The sequence below is a fragment of the Streptomyces sp. NPDC051217 genome (genome assembly GCF_044455465.1).
Classification (GTDB): domain Bacteria; phylum Actinomycetota; class Actinomycetes; order Streptomycetales; family Streptomycetaceae; genus Streptomyces.
On the sequence record NZ_JBITEV010000009.1, the window covers coordinates 116101 to 139182 of the forward strand.

Annotated in this window: 20 protein-coding genes; 17 read left to right on the top strand and 3 right to left on the bottom strand. The window is 71.2% G+C overall.

The features are described 5' to 3' along the window. The first annotated feature begins 14 nt into the window (after nucleotides 1-14). Nucleotides 15-938 (top strand): acetamidase/formamidase family protein, encoded by a 924-nt coding sequence (locus ACIBBB_RS21155; RefSeq protein ID WP_398984144.1) that lies wholly within the window; start codon nucleotides 15-17, stop codon nucleotides 936-938. 148 nt (nucleotides 939-1086) lie between these two features. Here ACIBBB_RS21155 and ACIBBB_RS21160 read toward each other — a convergent pair whose 3' ends face one another. Both ACIBBB_RS21160 and ACIBBB_RS21165 read right to left on the bottom strand, forming a co-directional pair. Next, nucleotides 1087-1872, bottom strand: coding sequence for an alpha/beta fold hydrolase (locus ACIBBB_RS21160; RefSeq protein ID WP_398984450.1), 786 nt, complete (start codon nucleotides 1870-1872; stop codon nucleotides 1087-1089). A 110-nt stretch (nucleotides 1873-1982) separates the two neighbouring features. Beyond that, the gene (locus ACIBBB_RS21165; protein ID WP_398984146.1) at nucleotides 1983-2312 is read right to left on the bottom strand and encodes a DUF427 domain-containing protein; all 330 of its coding nucleotides are present in this window, start codon (nucleotides 2310-2312) and stop codon (nucleotides 1983-1985) included. 114 nt (nucleotides 2313-2426) lie between these two features. Between ACIBBB_RS21165 and ACIBBB_RS21170 the strand changes: the two genes are divergently transcribed. The 12 genes from ACIBBB_RS21170 (at nucleotide 2427) to ACIBBB_RS21225 (ending at nucleotide 16177) form a co-directional block, all read left to right on the top strand. Next, entirely contained in the window at nucleotides 2427-2966 is a 540-nt protein-coding gene (locus ACIBBB_RS21170; RefSeq protein ID WP_398984148.1) for a TIGR00730 family Rossman fold protein, read from the top strand. A 61-nt stretch (nucleotides 2967-3027) separates the two neighbouring features. Then, entirely contained in the window at nucleotides 3028-3717 is a 690-nt protein-coding gene (locus ACIBBB_RS21175; protein WP_398984150.1) for an SDR family oxidoreductase, read from the top strand. Beyond that, complete coding sequence (locus tag ACIBBB_RS21180) at nucleotides 3714-4796, top strand: methionine synthase (RefSeq protein WP_398984153.1); 1083 nt, start codon at nucleotides 3714-3716, stop codon at nucleotides 4794-4796. The genes ACIBBB_RS21175 and ACIBBB_RS21180 overlap by 4 nt, the downstream gene beginning before the upstream one ends. Before the next feature lie 68 nt (nucleotides 4797-4864). Beyond that, complete coding sequence (gene ligA, locus ACIBBB_RS21185) at nucleotides 4865-7129, top strand: NAD-dependent DNA ligase LigA (protein ID WP_398984155.1); 2265 nt, start codon at nucleotides 4865-4867, stop codon at nucleotides 7127-7129. Between the two features lie 234 nt (nucleotides 7130-7363). After that, nucleotides 7364-9490 carry a putative bifunctional diguanylate cyclase/phosphodiesterase gene (locus ACIBBB_RS21190; protein ID WP_398984157.1) on the top strand — a complete coding sequence of 709 codons (2127 nt, stop codon included), beginning with the start codon at nucleotides 7364-7366 and terminating at the stop codon, nucleotides 9488-9490. A 137-nt stretch (nucleotides 9491-9627) separates the two neighbouring features. Next, nucleotides 9628-9924 (top strand): Asp-tRNA(Asn)/Glu-tRNA(Gln) amidotransferase subunit GatC, encoded by a 297-nt coding sequence (gene gatC / locus ACIBBB_RS21195; protein WP_015036350.1) that lies wholly within the window; start codon nucleotides 9628-9630, stop codon nucleotides 9922-9924. A gap of 5 nt (nucleotides 9925-9929) precedes the next feature. Next, the gene (gatA, locus tag ACIBBB_RS21200) at nucleotides 9930-11435 is read left to right on the top strand and encodes an Asp-tRNA(Asn)/Glu-tRNA(Gln) amidotransferase subunit GatA (RefSeq protein WP_398984159.1); all 1506 of its coding nucleotides are present in this window, start codon (nucleotides 9930-9932) and stop codon (nucleotides 11433-11435) included. After that, nucleotides 11432-11674 (top strand): hypothetical protein, encoded by a 243-nt coding sequence (locus ACIBBB_RS21205; protein WP_398984161.1) that lies wholly within the window; start codon nucleotides 11432-11434, stop codon nucleotides 11672-11674. The genes gatA and ACIBBB_RS21205 overlap by 4 nt, the downstream gene beginning before the upstream one ends. A 25-nt stretch (nucleotides 11675-11699) precedes the next feature. Next, nucleotides 11700-13217 carry an Asp-tRNA(Asn)/Glu-tRNA(Gln) amidotransferase subunit GatB gene (gatB, locus tag ACIBBB_RS21210; protein ID WP_398984163.1) on the top strand — a complete coding sequence of 506 codons (1518 nt, stop codon included), beginning with the start codon at nucleotides 11700-11702 and terminating at the stop codon, nucleotides 13215-13217. 672 nt (nucleotides 13218-13889) lie between these two features. Next, a complete protein-coding gene (locus tag ACIBBB_RS21215) occupies nucleotides 13890-15137 on the top strand; it encodes an SLC13 family permease (RefSeq protein ID WP_398984165.1) in 1248 nt (415 codons plus the stop codon). After that, entirely contained in the window at nucleotides 15134-15598 is a 465-nt protein-coding gene (locus ACIBBB_RS21220; protein WP_398984167.1) for a universal stress protein, read from the top strand. The genes ACIBBB_RS21215 and ACIBBB_RS21220 overlap by 4 nt, the downstream gene beginning before the upstream one ends. Before the next feature lie 66 nt (nucleotides 15599-15664). Beyond that, on the top strand, nucleotides 15665-16177 hold the full coding sequence (locus ACIBBB_RS21225; RefSeq protein WP_398984169.1) for a tetratricopeptide repeat protein: 513 nt from the start codon (nucleotides 15665-15667) through the stop codon (nucleotides 16175-16177). Between the two features lie 35 nt (nucleotides 16178-16212). Here the strand turns inward: ACIBBB_RS21225 and ACIBBB_RS21230 are convergent, their stop codons facing one another. After that, nucleotides 16213-16830 (bottom strand): NAD(P)-dependent oxidoreductase, encoded by a 618-nt coding sequence (locus ACIBBB_RS21230; RefSeq protein WP_398984171.1) that lies wholly within the window; start codon nucleotides 16828-16830, stop codon nucleotides 16213-16215. Nucleotides 16831-17117: 287 nt separating this feature from the next. On the opposite strand from ACIBBB_RS21230, the gene ACIBBB_RS21235 reads away from it, so the two are divergent. The 4 genes from ACIBBB_RS21235 (at nucleotide 17118) to ACIBBB_RS21250 (ending at nucleotide 22988) form a co-directional block, all read left to right on the top strand. Beyond that, nucleotides 17118-19244 (top strand): phosphocholine-specific phospholipase C, encoded by a 2127-nt coding sequence (locus tag ACIBBB_RS21235; protein ID WP_398984173.1) that lies wholly within the window; start codon nucleotides 17118-17120, stop codon nucleotides 19242-19244. Nucleotides 19245-19373: 129 nt separating this feature from the next. Then, a complete protein-coding gene (locus ACIBBB_RS21240; protein ID WP_398984176.1) occupies nucleotides 19374-21632 on the top strand; it encodes an MMPL family transporter in 2259 nt (752 codons plus the stop codon). 44 nt (nucleotides 21633-21676) lie between these two features. Continuing rightward, nucleotides 21677-22240, top strand: coding sequence for a GNAT family N-acetyltransferase (locus ACIBBB_RS21245; protein WP_398984178.1), 564 nt, complete (start codon nucleotides 21677-21679; stop codon nucleotides 22238-22240). Between the two features lie 46 nt (nucleotides 22241-22286). Then, complete coding sequence (locus ACIBBB_RS21250) at nucleotides 22287-22988, top strand: hypothetical protein (RefSeq protein WP_398984180.1); 702 nt, start codon at nucleotides 22287-22289, stop codon at nucleotides 22986-22988. Nucleotides 22989-23082 lie beyond the last annotated feature (94 nt).

Below are 23082 nucleotides of genomic sequence, written 5' to 3' on the forward strand. Positions count from 1 at the left end.
GAAGGGAAGCCCCCATGGCCGAGCACCTCCTGGACTCCGTGCCCGGAACGGTGAGCAACGTCTTCTCGCGCGAACTGCCCCCGGTGCTGACCGTCGACCCCGGAGACACCCTCACCGTCCACACGCTCGACTGCTCGGGGCATCTGAAGCGGCGCCGTACGGCGGACGAGACCGTGCCGCGCATGCTCGAAGAGCGTCGCGGACACTGCCTGGTGGGGCCGATCGCCGTACGCGGCGCGGAGCCGGGCATGGCCCTGTCCGTACGGCTGGAGTCCCTGCGCCCCGACGACTGGGGCTTCACCGCGGCGGCGACGTCCGACACCCCGCTCAACCGCCGGCTGGGCATCGCCGAGGGGGAGTCCGAGTGGCTGGTCTGGGACCTCGACGCGGACAAGGGCACCGGCACCGACCAGTACGGTCATACGATCTCCCTCGCGCCTTTCCTCGGCGTCATCGGCACACCCCCGAACGAACCGGGCGAGCACTCCACGACACCGCCCCGCACCCTCGGCGGCGGCAACATCGACTGCCGCGAACTGGTCGCCGGATCCACCCTGTTCCTCCCCGTCACCGTGCCGGACGCGCTCCTCAGCATCGGTGACGGCCACGCCGCGCAGGGCGACGGCGAGGTCTCCGGAACGGCGGTCGAGTGCGGCATGACGACCCGGCTCACCGTGGACCTCCTGTCGTCCCCGCCCCTCCCCACGCCCCACGCGGTGACTCCGGCCGGCCGGATCACCTTCGGCTTCGACGCGGATCTCAACGAGGCGTCGGCGCTGGCTCTCGACGCGATGCTGACGTGGATGACGTCGCTGTACGGGGTGAAGCGGGCCACGGCGCTGGCTCTGGCGAGTACGACGGTCGATCTGCGGGTGACGCAGGTGGCCAACCAGGTGTGGGGCGTCCACGCGCTGCTGCCGGACGACGCGATCCGCTGAACCCCACGCGCCCGTGCCTGCACCGGGCCTGGGCGGCGAGCATGGCGCCCGTCGCCGCTCTCACCGGCACAGCTGCCACCGCGTCCACCGCCACGGCCGCTTCCGCCGTTCCCACCGCTCCCACTGTTCTCATGTCGTCCACCGACCCTCACGCCGCCGCGGCGAAATACTCTTCGAGGACCGGCGCCAGCACATGCGGCGCCACCTCGTGGATCTGCCCCGTCAGAGTGCGGTGCCGCCCGCGCGGCAGCGCCTCGGCCACCGCCCGCGCGGCCACCCGCACCGGCGGCGGACTCGCGCCCCCGTCCACGACCATCACCCGCGCCGTGATCCGTGCGAGCCGTTCCGTGGGCACCGGTCCGGGACCCACCACCGCGTTGTCGTACGCGAGGGTGTGCGCCAGCGCCGTCATGCCCTGCCACATCGCGGCCCGGCGCATCCCCGCCACCACGTCGGGCTCCACCCCGACCACCGACAGGAACAACTCCACGGCCTCGTCCCGCCGCCCCCGCGACAGCAGATCGTCAAGCCGTGCGGTGAAGGCCGACTTGTCCGCGCGGTCAGCCGCGCCGGTGTCGTACGGAGGCTCGTACACGGCGAGTTGAGTGATCGGCAGCCCCGTCGCGGCGGCCTCCAGCGCCAGAGCCGCGCCCGAGGACATCCCGTACAGGGAGGCGCTGCCGCCCGCCTCCGTAAGGAGGGCGGCGATGTCCTCGACCTCGCGCTCCACCGAGTACGGGGCGGTGTCCCCGCTGCCGCCGCGCCCCCGCCGGTCGTAGGTGATCACGCTGAAGCGCGGTGCGAGGAGCGCCGCCAGCGGTGCTTCCGCCGCCGCCGTGCTGAACGCTCCTCCCACCATGATCACCGGAGGCCCGTCACCGCCCGTGCGCCGGTACGCGATGAGGGTGCCATCACCCGACTTCGCCTTGCCCACTTGGTCCATACGGGTTGAGACCCGCGCACTCACCGGAACTCATCGCCGGTGAGCGGAAATTGGAGAAATTCTTTTCCGGGCCCTCGGGCACGGCGTCCGGGGCTGTGCGCTCAGCCCGCGACGACCTCGGTCTCGTAGAAGCAGAAGTGGTTCTTGATCTCGGCGACCTCGTCCTTCGGCTCGGGATACGCCCAGACCAGATCGGGCGCGTCCGGCAGCGACCAGTAGGAGGCATCGCCCTTGAACGGGCAGTGGGTGGTGGTGTCCGAGGGAGTCAGCAGCTCCGTGCGCACGTCCTCCGGCGGCAGGTAGTAACGGACGGGCAGTCCGGTCTCGTGCAGCAGCAACGGCCGGCGGCTCTCCGCGACGACCTGTCCGTCGCGCACGGCGCGAACATGCTCCGTGCCCTGCTCGACGGTGATGGTGTGGCCCTTGGCCATGGCGATCGGCTCCTTCGGTTAACTCGGTCCCGCTTCCCGCGCTGGTCCCTTCTACCGTCAGCAACGGCGGGCCACGCCCTCTTCCCCAGGAGGTCACCCGGTTACCGTGGGGTCATGAGAATCTGTGTCTTCCTCTCCGCCGCCGACCTGGACGAGCGTTACACCCGCCCCGCCCGGGAATTCGCCGAACTCCTCGGCAAGGGCGGTCACACGCTCGTCTGGGGCGGTTCCGACGCCGGGCTGATGAAGGTCGTCGCCGACGGGGTCGAGGAGGCGGGCGGGCGTCTCGTCGGGGTCTCCGTCGGCTTCCTGGGGGCCTCCATGCGGGCGCGGGCCGACGAGATGGTGATCGCCGAGGACCTCGCCGAGCGCAAGGCGCTGCTCCTCGCCAAGTCCGACGCCGTAGTGATCATGGTCGGCGGTACGGGCACGCTGGACGAGGCGACCGAGATCCTCGAACTGAAGAAACACGGCCTGCACGACAAGCCGGTGGTGCTGCTCAACACGGCGGGCTTCTACGACGGGCTCAAGGAGCAGTTCAGGCGTATGGACAGCGAGGGCTTCCTCCCGGTGCCCCTGACCGACCTGGTCTTCTTCGCGGAGGAGGCGGTGGGCGCCCTCGCCTATCTGGAGGAGTCCGCCGGCATGCGCTGAGCAGGCGAGGGGCGCGGCGGGACCGTATGGGCGCGCCATGCGGTGATGCGAACATGACCCCATGGCTACCCATCTGATCACCGGCGCGGGCTCCGGCATCGGCGCCGCTGTCGCGCGCCGACTGCACGAGCGCGGCGACGACCTGCTGCTCTTCTCCCGCGACGCCGGCCGCGGCAAGGAAATCGCCGCGGACTTTCCCGGCGCCCGCACGCTCGTCGGCGACCTCGCGACCCCCGACCGTCTCTCCTGGGCGCTGTCGCACCAGACGCTCCCCGACCACCTGGACTCGCTCCTGCACTTCGCGGGTGTCGTCGAGCTCGGCCCGATCGGCGAGCTGACCCCCAAGACATGGACCGGTCAGCTGAATGTGAACCTTGTCGCGCCGGCGGAGCTGACCCGTCTCTTCCTGCCCCAACTGCGCGCCGCCAAGGGCCAGGTGATCTTCGTCAACTCGGGCGCCGGCCTGAACGCCCACGCGATGTGGGGCGCGTACGCCGCCTCCAAGCACGGCCTCAAGGCGCTCGCCGACGCCCTCCGTCAGGAGGAGCGGCCGAACGGCGTGCGCGTCACCTCGGTCTATCCGGGCCGTACGGCCACGCCCATGCAGGCCAAGGTGCACCGCCAGGAGGGCAAGGAGTACGACGCCCCCCGCTGGATCGACCCGGAGTCGGTCGCGACGACGATCCTCACCGCCCTGGACCTGCCGCGCGACGCGGAGATCAACGACCTGACGGTGCGGCCGGGACGATGAACCAGACCGACAGCAGTACCGACAGCAGTACCGACAGCGGGACCGGGCGGGACCGGCGGACCGCCGAGGCCGCCACCGACGCCCCGGCGAAGGCCGTATGGGGCGCCGCCACCGGCGTCGGGTCCATGCCGGGCGACGACGCGCGTGAGACGGCCAAGGCCGTCACCGGCACGTTCGACGACTTCCCGCACCTCGCCGAACTGCCCGCGCGCGGCCCCGGCGCCGACATGATCGGCCGGACCGCCGGGCTCCTCGTCGAGGTCTTCGCCCGTGTGGAGCCCAGCGGCTGGCGGATCGGCGACCGCCCCGGCCGCGACACCCGGCGGTCCTGGTCCTGGCTGGGCGAGGATCTCGACGCGCTCGAAGAGTTCACCCAGGGATACGAGGGCCCGCTCAAGGTCCAGGTCGTCGGCCCGTGGACACTCGCCGCGTCCCTGGAACTGCGCAACGGCGAGTCGGCGCTCAGCGACCCCGGAGCCTGCCGCGACCTGGCCGGGTCCCTGGTGGAGGGGCTGACGGCCCATCTCGCGGACGTACGGCGCAGGGTGCCCGGCGCCAGGCCGGTGCTCCAGCTCGACGAGCCGTCCCTCACCGCCGTACTGCGCGGGCAGATCAGGACGGCCAGCGGCTACCGCACCCACCGGGCGGTGGACCGGCAGGTCGTCGAGGACACCCTGCGCCAGGTGATGCGGGCGAACGACGGCCCCGCCCTCGTCCACTCCTGCGCCCCCGACGTGCCGTTCGCGCTGCTGCGCCGCGCGGAGGCCGCAGCCGTGTCGTTCGACTTCTCGCTGCTCACCGAGCGTGACGACGACACGATCGGCGAGGCGGTGGAGGGCGGCGTGAAACTCCTCGCCGGGGTGGTGCCGGGCACGGACGCCCCGTTGTCGGACCCGGGGGGTAGCGTCATGGGTGTCAGAACGCTGTGGCGCAGGCTGGGGCTGGATCCGGGGACTCTGGCGGAGTCCGTGGTGATCACTCCGGCGTGCGGGCTCGCGGGTGCTTCGCCCGCGTACGCCCGCGCCGCCATGGAGCACTGTGTCAGGGCGGCGCGATCCCTCGCGGACAACCCTGAGTGACATGGGTGAGACATGGCTCGCGCTGATCGCGGTAATCGCGGCACGCGGTGGAACGGGAGGATGAAACGGTGGCCGGCGAACAGCAGACGGCAGTACCCGCGCAAGCGCGTGAGCGGCACGCGCACCTCGCCGAGCAGGTCGAGGAGCACCGCTTCCGCTACTACGTGAAGGACCAGCCGGTCGTCAGCGACGGCGAGTTCGACAAACTGCTGCGCGACCTTGAGGCGCTGGAGGAGCGGTACCCACAGCTGCGTACGCCCGACTCGCCGACCCAGAAGGTCGCGGGGGCGTACGAGACGGAGTTCACCGCGGTCGAGCACCGCGAGCGCATGCTCTCGCTGGACAACGCGTTCGACGACGAGGAGCTGGCCTCCTGGGCGGAGCGCGTCGCGAGGGAGGTGGGCGCTCCGGGCTACCACCTCCTGTGCGAGCTGAAGGTGGACGGCCTCGCCGTCAATCTCACCTACGAGCAGGGCAGACTCACGCGGGCCGCCACCCGTGGCGACGGCCGCACGGGCGAGGACATCACGCCCAACGTCCGTACGATCGCGGAGATCCCGCACCGGCTGAAGGGCGACCGGGTTCCGGAGCTGGTGGAGATCCGCGGCGAGGTCTATTTCCCGATGGAGGCATTCCAGGAGCTCAACGCCCGGCTGGTCGAGGCCGGCGACAAGCCGTTCGCCAACCCCCGCAACGCGGCGGCGGGTTCGCTGCGCCAGAAGGATCCCAAGGTCACCGCGTCGCGCCCGCTGCACATGGTGGTGCACGGCATCGGCGCGCGGCAGGGCTTCGACATCGACCGTCTCTCGCACGCGTACGAGCTGCTGGAGGAGTGGGGCCTGCCGACGGCCCGGCACAACAAGGTCGTCGACGACCTCGCCGGTGTACGGGAGTTCATCGCGTACTTCGGCGAAAACCGTCACTCGGTGGAGCACGAGATCGACGGTGTCGTCGTCAAGCTGGACGAGATCTCCCTCCAGGGCAGGCTCGGTTCGACCTCCCGCGCCCCGCGCTGGGCGATCGCCTGGAAGTACGCGCCGGAGGAGGTCAACACCAAGCTGATCGACATCTGGGTGGGCGTCGGACGCACCGGCCGGGTCACTCCGTACGCGGTGGTCGAGCCGGTCCAGGTCGCCGGCTCCGAGGTCGAGTTCGCCACCCTCCACAACCAGGAAGTGGTGAAGGCCAAGGGCGTCCTCATCGGCGACACGGTGGTGCTGCGCAAGGCGGGCGACGTCATCCCGGAGATTCTCGGTCCGGTCGCCGACCTGCGGGACGGCAGCGAGCGCGAGTTCGAGATGCCGACCGTCTGCCCCGAGTGCGGGACCGAGCTGCGGGCCATGAAGGAGGGCGACATCGACCTGCGCTGCCCCAATGCCCGTTCCTGCCCGGCCCAGTTGCGCGAGCGGCTGTTCTATCTCGGCGGACGCAAGTGCCTGGACATCGAGAACTTCGGCTATGTGGCCGCCGCCGCGCTGACCAAGCCGCTGGAGCCGCCGACGCCCCCGCTGCTCAACGAGGGCGACCTCTTCACCCTCACCGTGGAGCAGTTGCTGCCGATCAAGGCGTACGTGCGCGACGCGGACACCGGCCTGCCCAAGCGTGACCCGGAGACCGGCAAGGAGAAGATCGTCACCGTCTTCGCCAACCAGAAGGGGGAGCCGAAGAAGAACACGCTGGCGATGCTGGAGAACATCGCGGCGGCCAAGCGGCGCCCCCTGGCCCGCGTCATCGCCGGGCTGTCGATCCGGCATGTGGGGCCGGTCGCCTCGGTGGCACTGGCCAGGGAGTTCCGGTCCATCGACCGTATCGAACAGGCCACCGAGGAGGAGCTGGCGGCGGTCGAGGGAGTGGGCCCGACGATCGCCGCCTCGCTCAAGCAGTGGTTCGAGGTGGACTGGCACCGCGAGATCCTGCGCAAGTGGCGCGAGGCCGGGGTCCGCATGGAGGACGAGGGCGCCGACGAGGACCAGGGACCGCGCCCGCTGGCGGGCCTCACCGTCGTCGTAACGGGCACGCTCGAAAATCACACCAGGGATGGCGCGAAAGAGGCGCTCCAGACGCTCGGAGCGAAGGTGACGGGCGCCGTATCGAAGAAGACGGCCTTCGTGGTGGTCGGTGAGAACCCCGGCTCCAAGTTCGACAAGGCGATGCAGCTGAAGGTGCCGGTGCTCGACGAGGCGGGGTTCGCCGTCCTGCTCGCCGAAGGCCCCGACGCGGCGCGGGAGGCCGCCCTACAGGCGCCGGAGGCCCCGGAGGAGGGGGCGAAGGAATCGGCCAAGGACGCCCCGGAGACGGCTGACGAGGCGTCTGCGGAGAGTGGAGCAGAGTGACCGAACGGGCACAACGAGCCCTCGTAGGTCACCCGTTCGGCGCATACCAGATGGATACGGAAGGGCGGGTTGCATTCGGGCAACAGCGGTAGAGCGCTGCCCGCCGACGCCGTTCGCGGCCTACTGTTGAGGGGTACGCCTGTCGTGCACGGCTGCGTGTGGGAAATCAGCCGTGGTGGCATGACAACGTGCCATCGCGTGGTAATGGCACTGCCGGCTGTGAGAGGGACGGGAATGAAACCGACCGAGAGCGCCGCCCCGGTCTCACGCCCGCGCGCATTCGCGGGAGTTGGAGGCACGTCGGCCGGAGTGGGCCTCGTTGTGGTGGGACTCGCCGCCTTCGTGCTGGCACTCGGCATCGTCCTGCAGATCCGGGACGGCCGGGCGCTCTTCCCGGACGGCACCACGGGCTGGTCGCTCGCGATCCTCACCGGCATCGTCGTCGGTCATCTCGTCGCACTCGGCCGCGACCGCTGGTGGGGCGGCACGGGCTCCGGCGCAGCCCTCACCCTCGCCGTGCTGCTCCTGTACGGCTGGGTGGCCGCCGGCCTCGTCAGCCTCGCCGTCGTGGTCCTGGTCGGCATCGCCCGCAGGCACCGCTGGCGCCAGGGCGCCCTGCACGGCGCCGTGGACATCCTCGGCATCGGGGCGGCGGCGCTGGTCCTGCTCGCCTTCGGCGACGTACCGACCGTCGCGAAGCCCTGGCAGCCCCTCCACTGGGGGATCGGCACCGTCCCGGAGATCGTGCTGGCGGCCGGGGCCTATCTGGTGGTGACCCGGCTGCTCCTGTGGTATTCGCTGACCCCGCAGGGCGGTGGCCTGCCGACCATCGCCCGTACGGCCGTGCTGCGGCAGAGCCTGCTCGCCGTCGCACTGCTCGGAATCACTCCACTGATCTGTGTCGTCGCCGTCTCCAGACCCGTGGTGCTGCCCCTGTTCGCCGTCCCGCTGATCGCCCTCGACTCCACGCTCTGGATCGCCAGGGCACGGGCCGAGGAGCAGCTGCGCGACCCCCTGACCGGGCTGCCCAACCGGCAGTGGCTACTGGAGCGGACCTGGACGGCGCTGGAGGAGGCCAAGACCCTCGGCGCACGCTCGGCGCTGGTCCTGATCGACCTCGACCGGTTCCGCTCCGTCAACGACACACTCGGTCATCTCGCGGGCGACAGACTCCTGTTGCAGATAGCGGAGCGGCTCAAGCTGGCCCTGCCGCGCGGAGCGGAGGCCGCGCGGCTCGGCGGTGACGAGTTCGCCGTACTGCTGCCGCTGGTCGACTCCACGACCAGCGCGCAGCGCGTGGCCCGGCATCTCGCGGCCGAGTTGTCCTCGCCGCTCGACCTGGACGGCCTGACGCTCGTCCTGGAGGCCAGTGCCGGCGTCGCCGTCTACCCCGAGCACGCGGTGGACGCGGAAGGGCTGCTCCAGCGGGCCGACGTCGCGATGTACCAGGCGAAGCGGGACCGTACGGGCGTGGAGGTGTACGAGTCCAAGAGAGACTCCAACACCCCGGACCGGCTGGGCCTGTTGGGCGATCTGCGGCGCGCCCTCGACGCGGGCGACGTGGAGCTGCACTACCAGCCCAAGGTCCGCTTCGACGGCCAGGTCGTCGGCCTGGAGGCGCTCGTACGGTGGGTGCATCCGGACCGGGGGAGAGTGCCCCCGGACGAGTTCATCGCGATCGCCGAGTCCTCGGGCCTGATGCCCTACCTCACCGAGTACGTACTGGAATCGGCCCTCGGCCAGGTCGCCCGCTGGCGGGCGCAGGGCCTGTTCGTACCGGTGGCCGTCAACGTCTCGCCGCGCGACGTCCACACCCCCGGCTTCGCCGGCGCGGTCGCCGCCCGGCTCGCCCGGCACGGCGTCCCGGCCGGCGCGCTCCAGCTGGAGATAACCGAGCACGTCCTGCTGGAGGACCCGCAGCGGGCCGCCGACACCCTGGCGGGCCTGACGGGCCACGGCGTGAAGATGTCCCTCGACGACTTCGGTACGGGCTACTCGTCGCTGGTCCATCTGCGCCGTCTCCCGGTGAGTGAACTGAAGATCGACCGTTCGTTCGTGGCCCGCCTCGCCATCGACAACGAGGACGCGGAGATCGTCCGTTGCACGATCGACCTGGCGCACTCGCTGGGCCTGGTCGTCGTCGCCGAGGGCGTCGAGGACGACGAGACCTGGGAGCGCCTGCGCGACCTGGGCTGCGACGCCGTCCAGGGCTGGCTCGTGGCCGCCGCGATGCCCCCGCACGAGGCGACGTCCTGGCTGCTGGCCCGCGGTGAGACCGGCTGGCACCGCCCGCCGCCCGCGCCGGCCCTGGAGCCGCCGCGCACCGACGCCTCGGGTCCCTCCAGCCGCGTGGTCCAGTAACAGACGCCTGTACGCGACCGGCGGACGCCCGTACGCGGCCGGGACAGCGGGGCGGAACGGGAAACCGTTTCGTGGGCACGGTGTCGCGCCCCATAGGATTGGGTCAAAATCCCGACACTCACCCAGAGGATCGCCGCATGCCTGGCATCACGCGCGAGGAGGTCGCCCACCTCGCACGGCTGGCGCGTCTGGAGCTGAAGGGCGAAGAGCTCGATCACTTCGCCGGTCAGCTCGACGACATCATCGGCGCGGTCGCCCGCGTATCCGAGGTCGCCGACCAAGACGTTCCGCCGACCTCTCACCCGCTGCCGCTGACCAACGTCATGCGCGCGGACGAGGTACGCCCGTCGCTCACCCCCGAGCAGGCGCTCTCCGGCGCCCCGGCCCAGGAGCAGCAGCGTTTCAAGGTGCCGCAGATCCTGGGGGAGGACTAAAAGCCATGACGGACATCAAGACCGACATCATCCGGCTCACAGCGGCCGAGATCGCCGAGAAGATCGCCTCCGGCGAGCTGACGGCCGTCGAGGTCACCGAGGCCCACCTCACCCGTATCGAGGCCGTCGACGAGAAGGTCCACGCCTTCCTGCACGTCGACCGTGAGGGCGCCCTCGCGCAGGCCCGTGCCGTCGACGAGCAGAAGGCCAGGGGCGAGAAGCTCGGCTCGCTCGCCGGTGTCCCCCTCGCGCTGAAGGACATCTTCACCACCGAGGGCATCCCCACCACCGTCGGCTCCAAGATCCTCGAAGGCTGGATCCCGCCGTACGACGCGACCGTCACCCGGCGCCTCAAGGAGGCCGGTGTCGTCATCCTCGGCAAGACCAACATGGACGAGTTCGCCATGGGGTCGTCGACGGAGAACAGCGCCTACGGTCCCACGGGCAACCCCTGGGACCTCACCCGTATCCCCGGCGGCTCCGGCGGCGGCTCGTCGGCCTCCCTGGCGGCCTACGAGGCGCCGCTCGCCATCGGCACGGACACCGGCGGCTCGATCCGCCAGCCCGCGTCCGTCACCGGCACGGTCGGCGTCAAGCCCACCTACGGCGGCGTCTCCCGCTACGGCATGGTCGCCTTCTCGTCCTCGCTCGACCAGGGCGGCCCGTGCGCCCGTACGGTCCTGGACGCGGCCCTCCTCCACGAGGTCATCGGCGGACACGACCCGCTCGACTCGACCTCCATCGACGCCCCCGTCCCGCCGGTGGTCGAGGCCGCCCGCAACGGCACCGTCACCGGTATGCGCGTCGGTGTCGTCCGGCAGTTCTCCGGCGAGCACTACCAGGCCGGTGTCATGCAGCGGTTCGCCGAGTCCGTCGACCTCCTCAAGGAGCTCGGCGCGGAAGTGGTCGAGCTGGACTGCCCGTCCTTCGACCTCGGCCTCTCGGCGTACTACCTGATCGCGCCCTCCGAGTGCTCCTCCAACCTCGCGCGCTTCGACGCCATGCGCTACGGCATGCGGGTCGGCGACGACGGCACCCGTTCGGCCGAGGACGTCACCGCCCTCACCCGGGAGGCGGGCTTCGGCGACGAGGTCAAGCGGCGCATCATGCTCGGTACGTACGCGCTCAGCTCCGGTTACTACGACGCGTACTACGGCTCGGCGCAGAAGGTCCGCACCCTGATCGTGCGGGACTTCGAGAGGGCCTTCGAGCAGGTCGACGTGATCGTTTCACCCACCACGCCGACCACCGCCTTCCCGATCGGTGAACGCGCCGACGACCCCATGGCGATGTACCTTTCCGATCTGTGCACCATCCCGACCAACCTGGCCGGAAACGCCGCCATGTCGCTGCCCTGCGGACTGGCGCCGGAGGACGGTCTCCCGGTCGGACTGCAGATCATCGCCCCCGCGATGAAGGACGACCGTCTCTACCGGGTAGGCGCAGCGGTCGAGGCGGCGTTCGTGGAACGCTGGGGACATCCGCTGTTGGAGGAGGCACCGTCGCTATGAGCGCAATGACCAAGAAGGCCAAGAGCTTCAAGAAGTCGAAGTCCGGCGTGTACCTGTCGATCGGCACGACCGCTTTCGGAGCGGTCAGCGTCGTCAAGCAGGCCAGGATGGCCCGTCAGGACAACGACACGCTGCGGCTGATCGACGCCGCCGTCTCCGCCGCCGCCATCGTCACCGGCATCGCTCTGCTCTACCGCGAGCTGAAGCGGCTGGGCGACGACGACGTCCTGCTGGGCTGAGCCCGCAGAGAGGGAAAGTTTCACCGTGACCGTCACTGAACACGTGTCGCTCGTTCCGTACGAGGACGCTCTCGCGACGTACGACCCCGTCATGGGCCTGGAGGTCCATGTCGAGCTCGGCACCAGTACGAAGATGTTCTGCGGCTGCTCCACCGAACTGGGCGCCGCCCCGAACTCGCAGACCTGTCCGACCTGTCTCGGCATGCCGGGCGCGCTTCCGGTCGTCAACGCGATCGGCGTAGAGTCCGCCGTCAAGATCGGTCTCGCGCTGAACTGCGAGATCGCGGAGTGGTGCCGGTTCGCCCGGAAGAACTACTTCTACCCGGACATGCCGAAGAACTTCCAGACCTCGCAGTACGACGAGCCGATCGCCTACAACGGCTATCTGGACGTCCAGCTGGACGACGGCGAGATCTTCCGTGTGGAGATCGAGCGCGCCCACATGGAGGAGGACACCGGCAAGTCGCTGCACGTCGGTGGCGCCACCGGCCGTATCCAGGGCGCGTCCCACTCCCTGCTCGACTACAACCGCGCGGGCATCCCGCTCATCGAGATCGTCACCAAGCCGATCGAGGGCGCCGGGGCGCGCGCGCCGGAGGTCGCGAAGGCGTATGTCGCGGAGCTGCGCGAGCTGATCAAGGCGTTGGACGTCTCAGAGGCCCGGATGGAGCAGGGCCAGATGCGCTGCGATGTCAACCTGTCGCTGCGCCCGCACGGGCGGAGCAAGTTCGGCACCCGCTCGGAGACGAAGAACGTCAACTCGCTGCGCAGCGTCGAGCGGGCGGCGCGTTACGAGATCCAGCGGCACGCCGCGGTTCTCGACGGCGGCGGCACGATCATCCAGGAGACCCGCCACTTCCACGAGGAGGACGGTTCCACGACGTCCGGCCGTGTGAAGGAGGAGGCGGAGGACTACCGGTACTTCCCCGAGCCGGATCTCGTCCCGATCGCGCCCCCGCGCGAGTGGGTGGAGGAGTTGCGGGGCGGACTGCCTGAGCTGCCGCGGCTGCGCCGTAAGCGCCTGCGCGAGGAGTGGGGCGTCTCGGAGCACGACATGCAGTCGATGCTCAACGCGGGCGCGGTCGACCTGATCACCGCCACGATCGAGGCGGGCGCCCCGGCCGACCAGGCACGCAAGTGGTGGATGGGCGAGCTGGCGCGCAGCGCGAACGAGACGTCCACGGACCTCGCGGCGCTCCCGATCACCCCGGCGCAGGTCGCCAGGGTGGCGGAACTGGTGACCGCGGGCGACCTCAACGACAAGCTGGCCCGGCAGGTCCTGGAGGGCGTCCTCGCGGGCGAGGGCGACCCGGACACCGTCGTCGAGAAACGCGGCCTGAAGGTCGTCTCCGACGAGGGCGCACTCGGTACGGCGGTGGACGAGGCGATCGCCGCGAACCCGGCGATCGCGGACAAGATCCGCGCGGGCAAGATCGCGGCGGCGGGCGCACTGGTGGGAGCGGTCATGAAGGCCACCCGCGGCCAGGCGGACGCGGCTCGGGTCCGCGAACTGATCCTGGAACGCCTGGGCGTGGAGGGCTGAGAAGGGGGCCGGGCCCGGGAGGGCTCGGCCCCGTACCGCCGGCTGCCGGCCGGTACCGGGAGTGGTTCGCCGGTGCGGGCCGGTGGCCGGTTCGGCCGCGCCGGCAGCCCGCCGGGCGAGCGGGGAACGGGCGTGGCGGGTCGCGGCGGGACGGTTCTCCGCCGCCGCGCGAGCGGGGGACAGGAGCAGCGACCGGCGAGGTCACGACGCTCGCCAGCGACCTGTGCGAGCCGTCCGGCGCGGTGCTCGTCGGTGACGGCATCGTCGTGGTCGAGTCCGCCCGGCCAGACCGTCCGTGTTGACGCCGCGGTCCAGATGTACGGCCTCTACCGGTCACGGTGGGCCGGTTCGACTTCGATCGTAGCCCCGGCACCGAGGGCCGGGGGCAGCCCACGGGCCGCGTCGGGGTGGGCCACCGGTGCCGCCCGGCGGTCGGGTCGCGCACGCGGCCCACGGGCCGCGCGCACCGGCCCACCCGTTCCCCGCGACAGCACCGGGCCGGGTCGCGGAATCCCACGGCTCGTCGTCGAGCACACCCGCCAAGCGGTCGGTCGCGCCCCGGGGGCGTTGCCCGGCAGACCCGCGTGGGGACCGTACGTTGGGCCGGCGTCGCGTGTCGCGCGGCGCGTCGTATGAACGTTCCGTCCGCCCACCAGCCCCCAGGCGCCGCCCGTGAACAGCCTCGTCGCCGAGATCGTGTCCGTCGGGTTGCTCCTCGCCGTGCTCGCCTTCGCCGTCGCGCGGCCGAGAGGTCTGCCCGAAGCCGTCGTCGCCCTCCCGGCCGCCGGACTCGTCGTCGTACTCGGCGCCGTGTCGCCCGCCGACGCGTGGGACCAGACGCACAGCCTGCTGCCCGTCGTCGGGTTCCTCGCCGCCATTCTCGTACTGGCCCAACTCTGCGACGACGACGGCCTGTTCCAGGCCGCCGGCGACCTCGTCGCCCGTCTCTGCGGCGGGCATCCTCGCCGACTGCTCGGCGGCGTGTTCGGCGTCGCCGCCGTCACCACCGCCGTCCTCAGCCTCGACGCCACGGTCGTCCTCCTCACACCCGTCGTGTTCGTGACCGCGAGCCGCGTCGGAGCCCACCCGCGCCCGCACGTCTACGCCTGCACCCACCTCGCGAACTCCGCGTCGCTCCTGCTCCCCGTCTCCAACCTCACCAACCTCCTCGCCTTCACCGCCAGCGGTCTCTCCTTCACCCGGTTCGCCGTGCTCATGGCGCTCCCGTGGCTGGCCGCGATCGCCGTCGAGTACGTCGTCCTGAGCCGGTTCTTCGCGACCGATCTGGCCACCGGGGCGCACCCTCCCAAGGAGGTCGAGTCGCGCACCGTACCGACCTTCACGCTCGTCGTCCTCGGCCTGACACTCGTCGCGTTCGCCGTCACCTCCCTCGTCGGTATCGAACCGCTCTGGGCGGCCTTCGCCGGTACGGCGGTGCTCGCCGCCCGCGCGCTGCGGCGAAGGCGCACCACACCGCTCGCGCTCCTTTGGGCCGCGTCGCCGCTCTTCTGCCTCTTCGTGCTCGCGCTCGGCATCGTCGTCAAGGCCGTCGTCGACAACGGCCTCGACACCGGCATCAGCCGGATCCTCCCGGCCGGTGAATCCCTCACCACGCTCCTCGCCGTCGCCGGCGTCGCCGCCCTCCTGGCCAATCTGATCAACAACCTGCCCGCGATCCTCGCCCTTCTGCCCCTCGTCGCGCCCGCGGGCCCCGGCCCCGTGCTCGCCGCGCTCATCGGGGTGAATCTGGGTCCCAACCTCACGTACGTCGGCTCCCTCGCCACCCTCCTGTGGCGCCGTGTCCTGCACGAACACGACTCGGCGCCCTCGCTCCGGCAGTTCACCCGGCTCGGTCTGCTCACCGTGCCCGCGACGCTGATCGCTTCGACCGTTGCCCTGTGGGGCACCCTGCAGTTGTGACCGACGTGAAGACAACCGCCCTCGTCTGGATCAGTCCGTCGACCTGGCCCGCCTGCGTCGACGCCGCCCGTGAACGGGCCCCCGACGACCATGTCGTCCTGCTGCACGTGGGCGACGACCGGATCGTCGAAGAGGCTCACCGCGCCTACGCGGGGCTGCTCGGCCGTGGACACGGGCCCGATCACGATCCCGGCGCCCGGCTGGAGGCGCTGGCCGGGGTGGTGGGCGCCGACCTCCTTGAGAAGGCGGCGCACCGGCTCGGCCGGCCCTGCGAACTGCTCGACCGGCACGGCCGTCCTCAGGAGGAGGTCGTCCGCGCGGCGGCGGACGTGGACCTGCTGATCTGCGCGCGCGACGGTGACCCCGACCGGCCCGGCCCGCACAGCCTCGGCCCGGAGTCCCGTTTCGTGGTCGACCACGCGCCGTGCCCCGTCCTGCTGGTGTGGCCGTACCAGAGCTGAACGCCGCCGCGCGGGACCGCCGGGCCGGGGAGCCACCCGGTTTCCGGCCGGTGCGACAATCCCCGCATGACGACTGACAGCAGGGACGAGCTTCTGGCGGAAGCCGTCGGCCTGCGCACACGGGGGGAAGCGGAGCAGGCCAGGGAGCGCCTGGTGGCTCTCGCCGACCGGCACCCGCACGACGCCGAGGTGGCCTATCAGACCGCCTGGACGCACGACGCCCTCGGTCTGGAGGCGGAGGCGGTCGCCTACTACGAACGCGCGTTGGCCGGAACGGACCTCTCGGACGAGGACCGTCTCGGTGCGCTGGTGGGTCTCGGCAGCACGTTCCGGATCCTCGGCCGGTACGAGGAGTCCGTCGGGACGCTGCGGGGCGGGCTGGCGGAGTTCCCCGGCGACGGCGCCCTGCTGACCTTCCTCGCCATGGCGCTGTTCAACACCGGGCAGCACGACGAAGCGATGCGGATCCTGCTGGAGTTGCTGGCCACGACCAGCGAGGACCCCCGGGTGCGGACGTACCGGAGGGCGATCGGCCACTACGCCAAGGACCTGCGCGAGATCGTGGCGCGGCAGAGCTGATCGCCCACCGCCCGGCAGGCTCCGATGGACAGGCCCTACGGGTAGACGTCCCGGCCGTACGTCCCGGGATCGTCCAGCGCGTCCAGGACGAGGTCGGCGAGGTCCGCGTAGGTCGTACGGGGCGCGAGGCCCCGGTACGGCGTGAAGGAGCGCGGGCGGTTGCCGCGCGCCGGCCCGTGGTGCAGCACCCCGGACCGCACGACGGTCCAGTCGAGGCCGCTGGTGAGGATCACCGCGTCCTGGGCCTCCCGCTCCCGCAGGAGGGGCCGCGCCGTCGCGCGGTAGAGGGCGGCGATGGTACGGCCCGAGAGTCCGCGTACATGGGGCCCGTATCCGGCCTCCGAGACGACTATCAGCCGCCGTACGGCCAGCTTCCGCATCGCCTCCACGATCAGTTCGGTGCCGCGCGAGTACAGCGGCGTCGTCCGGTTGCCTTTGAGACCGAAGGCGATCACCGCGGCGTCCGCGCCGGTGAGGGCGTCGGTCACGGCGCTCTCGTCGAAGGGGCTTCCGGTCACCACCCGGTCGACGGGGGCGGATCCGAGCCGAGCCGGCTCGCGCACCTGCGCGGTGGTGCGGTGTCCGGCGCGTGCGGCGGAGGTGAGGAGGGCTTGTCCGGTACGCCCGGTGGCGCCGAACACGGAGACGTTCATGGGCAGGTTGTCCCTGTCGTTTTCATGGGTTCATTCATCGTGGGTGGCACCTGTCCGGAGCCCGCCGGGTCCCGAAGGGGAGGGGCGGTCGCCGAACCCGTTCAGCTTGGGGCACGCGGCGCCGGACCGCCACGGATCCGGCCGTACCCGTCGGTTCGGCACGCCCGTGGGCGCCGCCCGGACGTGGCGACTCTCGGACGTTCATCGCCGGGCCGTCCCGGGGTCTTCCCGCCGCCACCTGCGGTGGCTAGCTTCCGGGCCGTAGGACCTGAACTCGGGAGGATCTCTTGGCCACGGACATTTCACGGCGACGGCTCTTCGCTCTCGGAGGTGGCGCCGTCGGTGCCGCCGCGGCGGGATCCGTACTGCCGCCGTCCCTGCGCGCCGCCATCGCCGCCGAGGCGCCGGCCGGGGGACTGGACTCCGTGCGCCATGTCGTGGTGCTCATGCAGGAGAACCGGTCGTTCGACCACTACTTCGGCACGCTGCGCGGCGTACGGGGCTTCGGGGACCGCAACGCGGTGGAACTGCCCACCGGCCGCACCGTGTTCGAGCAGCCGGCCGCGTCCGGCACCGGCACCGTGCTGCCCTTTCCCGTGCGCGACGCCGCCGAGACGCAGAAGAAGGACCTTCAGTACATAGGCGACCTCGACCACTCCTGGAGCGGTGGCGCCAAGGCGTGGAACAACGGCTGGATGGACCGCTGGATCTCCGCCAAGACCGCGGCCACGATGGCGTACTACGACCGCGCCGACATCCCGCTGCACTACGAGCTGGCCGACACCTTCACCGTCTGCGACGCCTACCACTCGTCGGTCCACACCTCGACCAGCCCCAACCGCAACCACCTCTGGAGCGGCTGGACCGGCTTCGAGGCGGACGGGCGGCGGGCCGTCGGCAACGACGCGTACGACGAGGGCACCCATCCCGGTTACGAATGGCCGACCTACGCCGAGCGGCTGGAGAAGGCCGGGCGGAGCTGGAAGACGTACACCGAGTGGGAGAACTTCACCGACAACAACATCGAGTTCTTCACCTCCTTCAAGAAGATCGCGCGCAAGGCGCTCGCCAAGACGCGAGAGCTGGAGGGCGGCGGTGACTTCACATACATGGAGGCCTTCTACGCCGCGGTGCGTGACAGCGACGACCCCGCCGTCCGGGCCCGGCTGCTCGACACCCTCGAAGAGGGCGTGGAGACTCTCACCGCCGACGAGCGGTCGCTCTTCGAACGCGGCCTGCGGCGCGTCGAGTCGGGCACCCTCGCCGCCGCGTTCCGCGCCGACGTGGCCGCCGGGCAGCTGCCCGAGGTGTCCTACCTGGTGCCCTCCGCGGTCGACTCCGAGCACCCCGGCGCCTCGTCGCCGGTCGCCAGCGCGGGCCTCGTCTACCAGGTGCTCGACGCCCTCGGCGCGCACCCGGACGTCTGGCGGCACACGGTCGTACTGATCAACTACGACGAGAACGACGGCTTCTTCGACCATGTCCCGCCGCCCGTGCCGCCCGTGGACGACCCGGACGAGCGCTGGGAGGGGCTCCCCACGGGGCTCGGTATCCGCGTGCCGCTGCTCGTCGTCTCGCCCTGGACCGTCGGCGGCTACGTCTGCTCGCAGGTCTTCGACCACTCCTCGGTCGTCCGCTTCCTGGAGAAGTGGACCGGCGTGCGGGAGCCCAGCATCACGCCCTGGCGGCGCGCCGTCACCGGCGATCTGACCTCCGCCTTCGACTTCGGCCGTGGCCGTCCTCAGCCGGACGTCGAGCGGCCCGGGTCCCTCCCGCCGTTCACCGGGCGCTGGCGGCCGGTGCCACCGACGGTGCAGCGGATGCCGGTGCAGGAGCCCGGTACGCGCCCCGCCCGTCCGCTGCCGTACCAGCCGGACGCCCACGGCCGCCTGGCCGGCCGCGCCGGGGCACGAGTCCTTCAGCTCGAACTGCGCAACACGGGACGGGAGAGCGCCCACTTCGCGCTCTATCCGTACGCGGGTGAGTTCGACGCCCCACAGCACCGGGATGTAAGGGGCACGGCACAGTGGACGGTGCCCCTTACCGGTGACGACTACCGGTTCACGATCACCGGCCCCAACGGATTCCGCCGCGAGTTCGCCGGCCCCGTCGCGGGCCGCGGCGCCGAGCTCTCCTCGTCCCTCGACCACCATGACCGCGATCTGCATCTCACCCTCCGTAATGAGGGTGATCTGCCCGTCACCTTCACGGTGCGCGTCCTCGGGTACGCCGACGAGGCCGATCTCGGCGACTGGAAGCGCGAGTTCAGGGTCAAGCCGGGACGCAGCCGCCATGTCGTGCACTCGGCCGCCGACGCGCACGGGTGGTACGACATCGAGGTGACGGCGGGCCGGGGCTTCCGGCGACGGCTCATGGGCCACATCGAGAACGGGAAGCCGAGCGTCTCCGGCTGAACCGGAATTCCCGCCTCCCATTGATCGAACGCCAGGTCACGACCGTGTGAGGAACCCCACCAAACGGGCAAACGATCACGATTTGATGTCAGAGTTGACTCTCCGGGACCACCGCAGGGGAGCAGACCGTTGGCAGCAGTCGCGCGGTGGTGCGTCAGGCACCGGCTCCTGGTCGTACTTCTGTGGCTGCTGGCCCTCGGTTCCACCGCCACCGGCGCCGTCGTCGCCGGGACGTCGTACTCCAACGACTACGACGCTCCCGGCACCGAGGCCGGCCACGCCGTCGACCTCCTGGAGAGCGGCTTCCCCGGGCGCGGCGGTGACAGCGACACCGTGGTCTGGCACACCGAACGCGGCTCCGTCCGCGCGGGCGACGTCGAACGGCGCATGGACGTCACGCTCGGTGAGATCGCCAAGCTGCCCGGAGTGGCCTCCGTGATGAGCCCGTACGCCGTCACCGGCGGCGACGGGGCGCCCGCGCGCGCACCCGGCCCGGAGGACGGCGAGAGCGCCCGCCAGATCAGCGAGGACGGCCGCACCGCGTTCGCCGTCGTGACCTACGACAAACGGGTCGACGACATTTCCGTCGCCCAGGCGCAGGCCGTCGTCGACACCGCGAAGAAGGCGGCCACCGAGGATCTCCAGGTGGAGCTCGGAGGCAGCGTCGTCCCGCTGACCGAAGGCACCACGGCGCACCTGTCGGAGATCGTCGGCGTCGCCATAGCCGCCGTGGTCCTCTTCCTCGCCTTCGGGTCGCTCGCGGCCAGTCTGCTGCCCATCGCCACCGCCCTGGTGTCCGTCGGGACGGCGTACGCCGGCATCGCGCTCCTCGGCCACGTCATGACCGTGGCCGACTTCGCGCCCATGCTCGGCATGCTCGTCGGGCTCGGCGTCGGCATCGACTACGCGCTCTTTCTCGTGACCAGACACCGCAAGGGCCTCGAACGGGGTCTGGCGGTCACCGAGGCCGCGACCGAGGCCGTCGCCACGACGGGGCGCGCCGTCGTCTTCGCCGGGGCCACCGTCTGTATCGCGCTGCTCGGCATGCTGGTGCTGCGCCTCAGCTTCCTCAACGGCGTCGCGATCGCCGCCTCGCTCACCGTCGCGCTGACGGTCGCCGCCTCCGTGACACTGCTGCCCGCCCTGCTGTCGTACGCCGGCACGCGCGCGCTGAGCCGCCGCGAGCGCGCCCGGCTCGCCGAACACGGTCCGCTGCCCGAGCCGCCCACCGGCTTCGCCGCGCGCTGGTCCGCCTTCGTGGAGCGCCACCCCCGGCTGCTCGGCGGCGCGGCGGTGGTCGTGATGCTGGTGCTCGCGCTGCCCACGTTCTCGCTCCATCTCGGCACCTCCGACCAGGGCAACAACCCGGTGTCCAGCACCACCCGGCAGGCGTACGAGCGGCTCGCCGACGGTTTCGGCCCCGGCGTCAACGGTCCGCTGACCCTCGTCGCCGAACTCGACGGCGCGGACGACCGCCTCGCGATGGACCAACTGCCGGACACGTTGCGCGAGTCGGCGGACGTCGCCTCCGTAGGACCGATCGTCTTCAGCGGCAGCGGCGACAGGGCCCTGCTCACCGTGGTCCCCAAGTCGGCGCCCCAGTCGAAGGAGACCAGCGACCTCGTCGACCACCTCCGCGACGATGTGCTGCCCCGCGCGCAGGAGGGCACCTCCCTGGACGTGGCGGTCGGCGGAGTCACCGCCGCCCACGACGACTTCGCCGCGGTCGTCGTCGGCAAACTGCCCCTGTTCGTCGGAGTCGTCGTCTCCCTCGGCTCCCTGCTGCTCCTGCTCGCCTTCCGCTCCGTCGGCATCCCACTGAAGGCGGCGGTGATGAACGTCGCCGCCGTCGCCTCGTCCTTCGGGATCGTCGTCGCGATCTTCCAGTGGGGATGGGGCAGCGAGCTCCTCGGTCTCGGCAGTTCCGGCCCGGTCGAGCCGTTCCTGCCCGTGATCATGGTTTCGGTCCTCTTCGGCCTCTCCATGGACTACCAGGTCTTCCTGGTGAGCCGGATGTACGAGGAGTGGCTGGAGACCGGCGACAACAGACGGGCCGTGCGCGTCGGCCTCGCCGAGACCGGCCGGGTGATCAACTCGGCCGCCGTGATCATGATTTCGGTCTTCCTCGCCTTCGTCCTCAGCGGGGACCGCGTCATCGCGATGTTCGGCATCGGACTGGCCGCCGCCGTCGCCCTGGACGCCTTCGTCCTCCGTACGCTCCTCGTGCCCGCCCTGATGCATCTGCTGGGCGGCGCCAACTGGTGGCTGCCGCGGCGGCTGGACCGCTGGCTGCCGCGGATCAGCATCGAGGCGCCCGCGGCCCGCCGGCGTACGTCTGGGAAGATCCCCGCACGGCGCGAGGAGCCCGCGGAGCACATGCCGCGGTGAACCGGCCGCGCGGGGCACTGAGCCGACCGGACCGGAGGAGTGCGATGTTCGCGACATCACTGGGTGACGACGGGGCGGAACTGAGACCGCTGGAGCCGTGGCAGGCCGAGGAGTTCCTCGCGCACATGGACCGCGCCAGGGAGTTCGTGGACCGGCACGTCCGGCTCGGGGAGGTCGTCTTCGACCTCGAATCGGCGCGGGCCATGCTCGTCAGATATGCCCAGAGCCAGGCCGCCGACGGCGGACGGATCTACGGAATCTGGGTGCACGACACCCTCGTCGGCGGAGTGATGTTCCGGCTCTTCGACGCGGTGGAGGGCACCTGCGAGGTCGGCTGCTGGCTCGAACCGGCGGCGACGGGGCGCGGACTGGTGACCCGCGCGGTGCGGGTGCTCGTCGACTGGGCGGTGGAACGGCGCGGCATCCACCGCGTCGAGTGGGTGGTCGCGTCGGCCAACGCGCCGAGCATCAGGACCGCCGAACGGCTCGGCATGCGGCGCGAGGGTGTGCTGCGGGAGAGCAGCCTCCACCACGGGGTTCGGCAGGACAACGAGATCTGGTCCGTACTCGCTCCTGAGTGGTCCGAGCGGCAGCGGAACACCACTTGAGAAAACTCTCATGGATCTCTCATACGGGCCGCCTACCGTGCGGCGCATGAACCCCACGACCAAGTCAGAACAGCCCGCTGACCACAGCGGCGACAACGAGGCGGAGCGCGCCGTTCCGGCTGCTGCCGATGCTGCCGAGAAGAACGACGCGCCGGGCCCGAGCCTGGCCAAAGAGCCTGGTGAGAGCCCTGAGGGGGGCGCCGCCGAGGGCGTGAATGACGGCACGGCCGGTGACCGGGACGGCGCCGACCACGCCGCCGGCGCCGACGGTGACGGCACCACCGCGGACGACGGGGGCGACGGGGACCTCCTGGACGACGAACTGGACGGCGAGTACACCCCGCCGCCCTCCGGCGGGCTCGCCGCGGCGTCGGCGGCGCTCATCTCCGTACTGCTGTCGCTCGTCGGCCTCATCGGCACCTGGTCCGGCAAGGTCATCTCCGAGCGCGAGACGCTCGTCGGCCAGATCGACCTCGGCCAGACCGGCACGGCGGAACAGCAGATCTCCGAGATCTACGGCGACGCCTGGCACGCCATCGCGCTGACCAACGGCATCTTCGCCGTACTGGCGCTCATCGTCGGCCTGGTGGCGCTCGGCCTGCCGCAGCGCAAGAGCTGGGTGCGCCCGTTCGCCGTGGCCGGTATCTCCCTCGCCGCGCTCGGCCTGCTGATCGCCATCGGCATGTACTTCGACGTCTTCGTGTCCCTGCCCGAGCCGCCCCCGGCCGCTCCGCCGGCCGGGCCCTAGGTGACTAAGGCGGTACCGAGCGGGTGCTGGGCCGGGCCTTAGGCCCCGGCCGGGCCCTCTGCCGGTCCGCCTAAGTCACCCGCGCCCCGAAGAT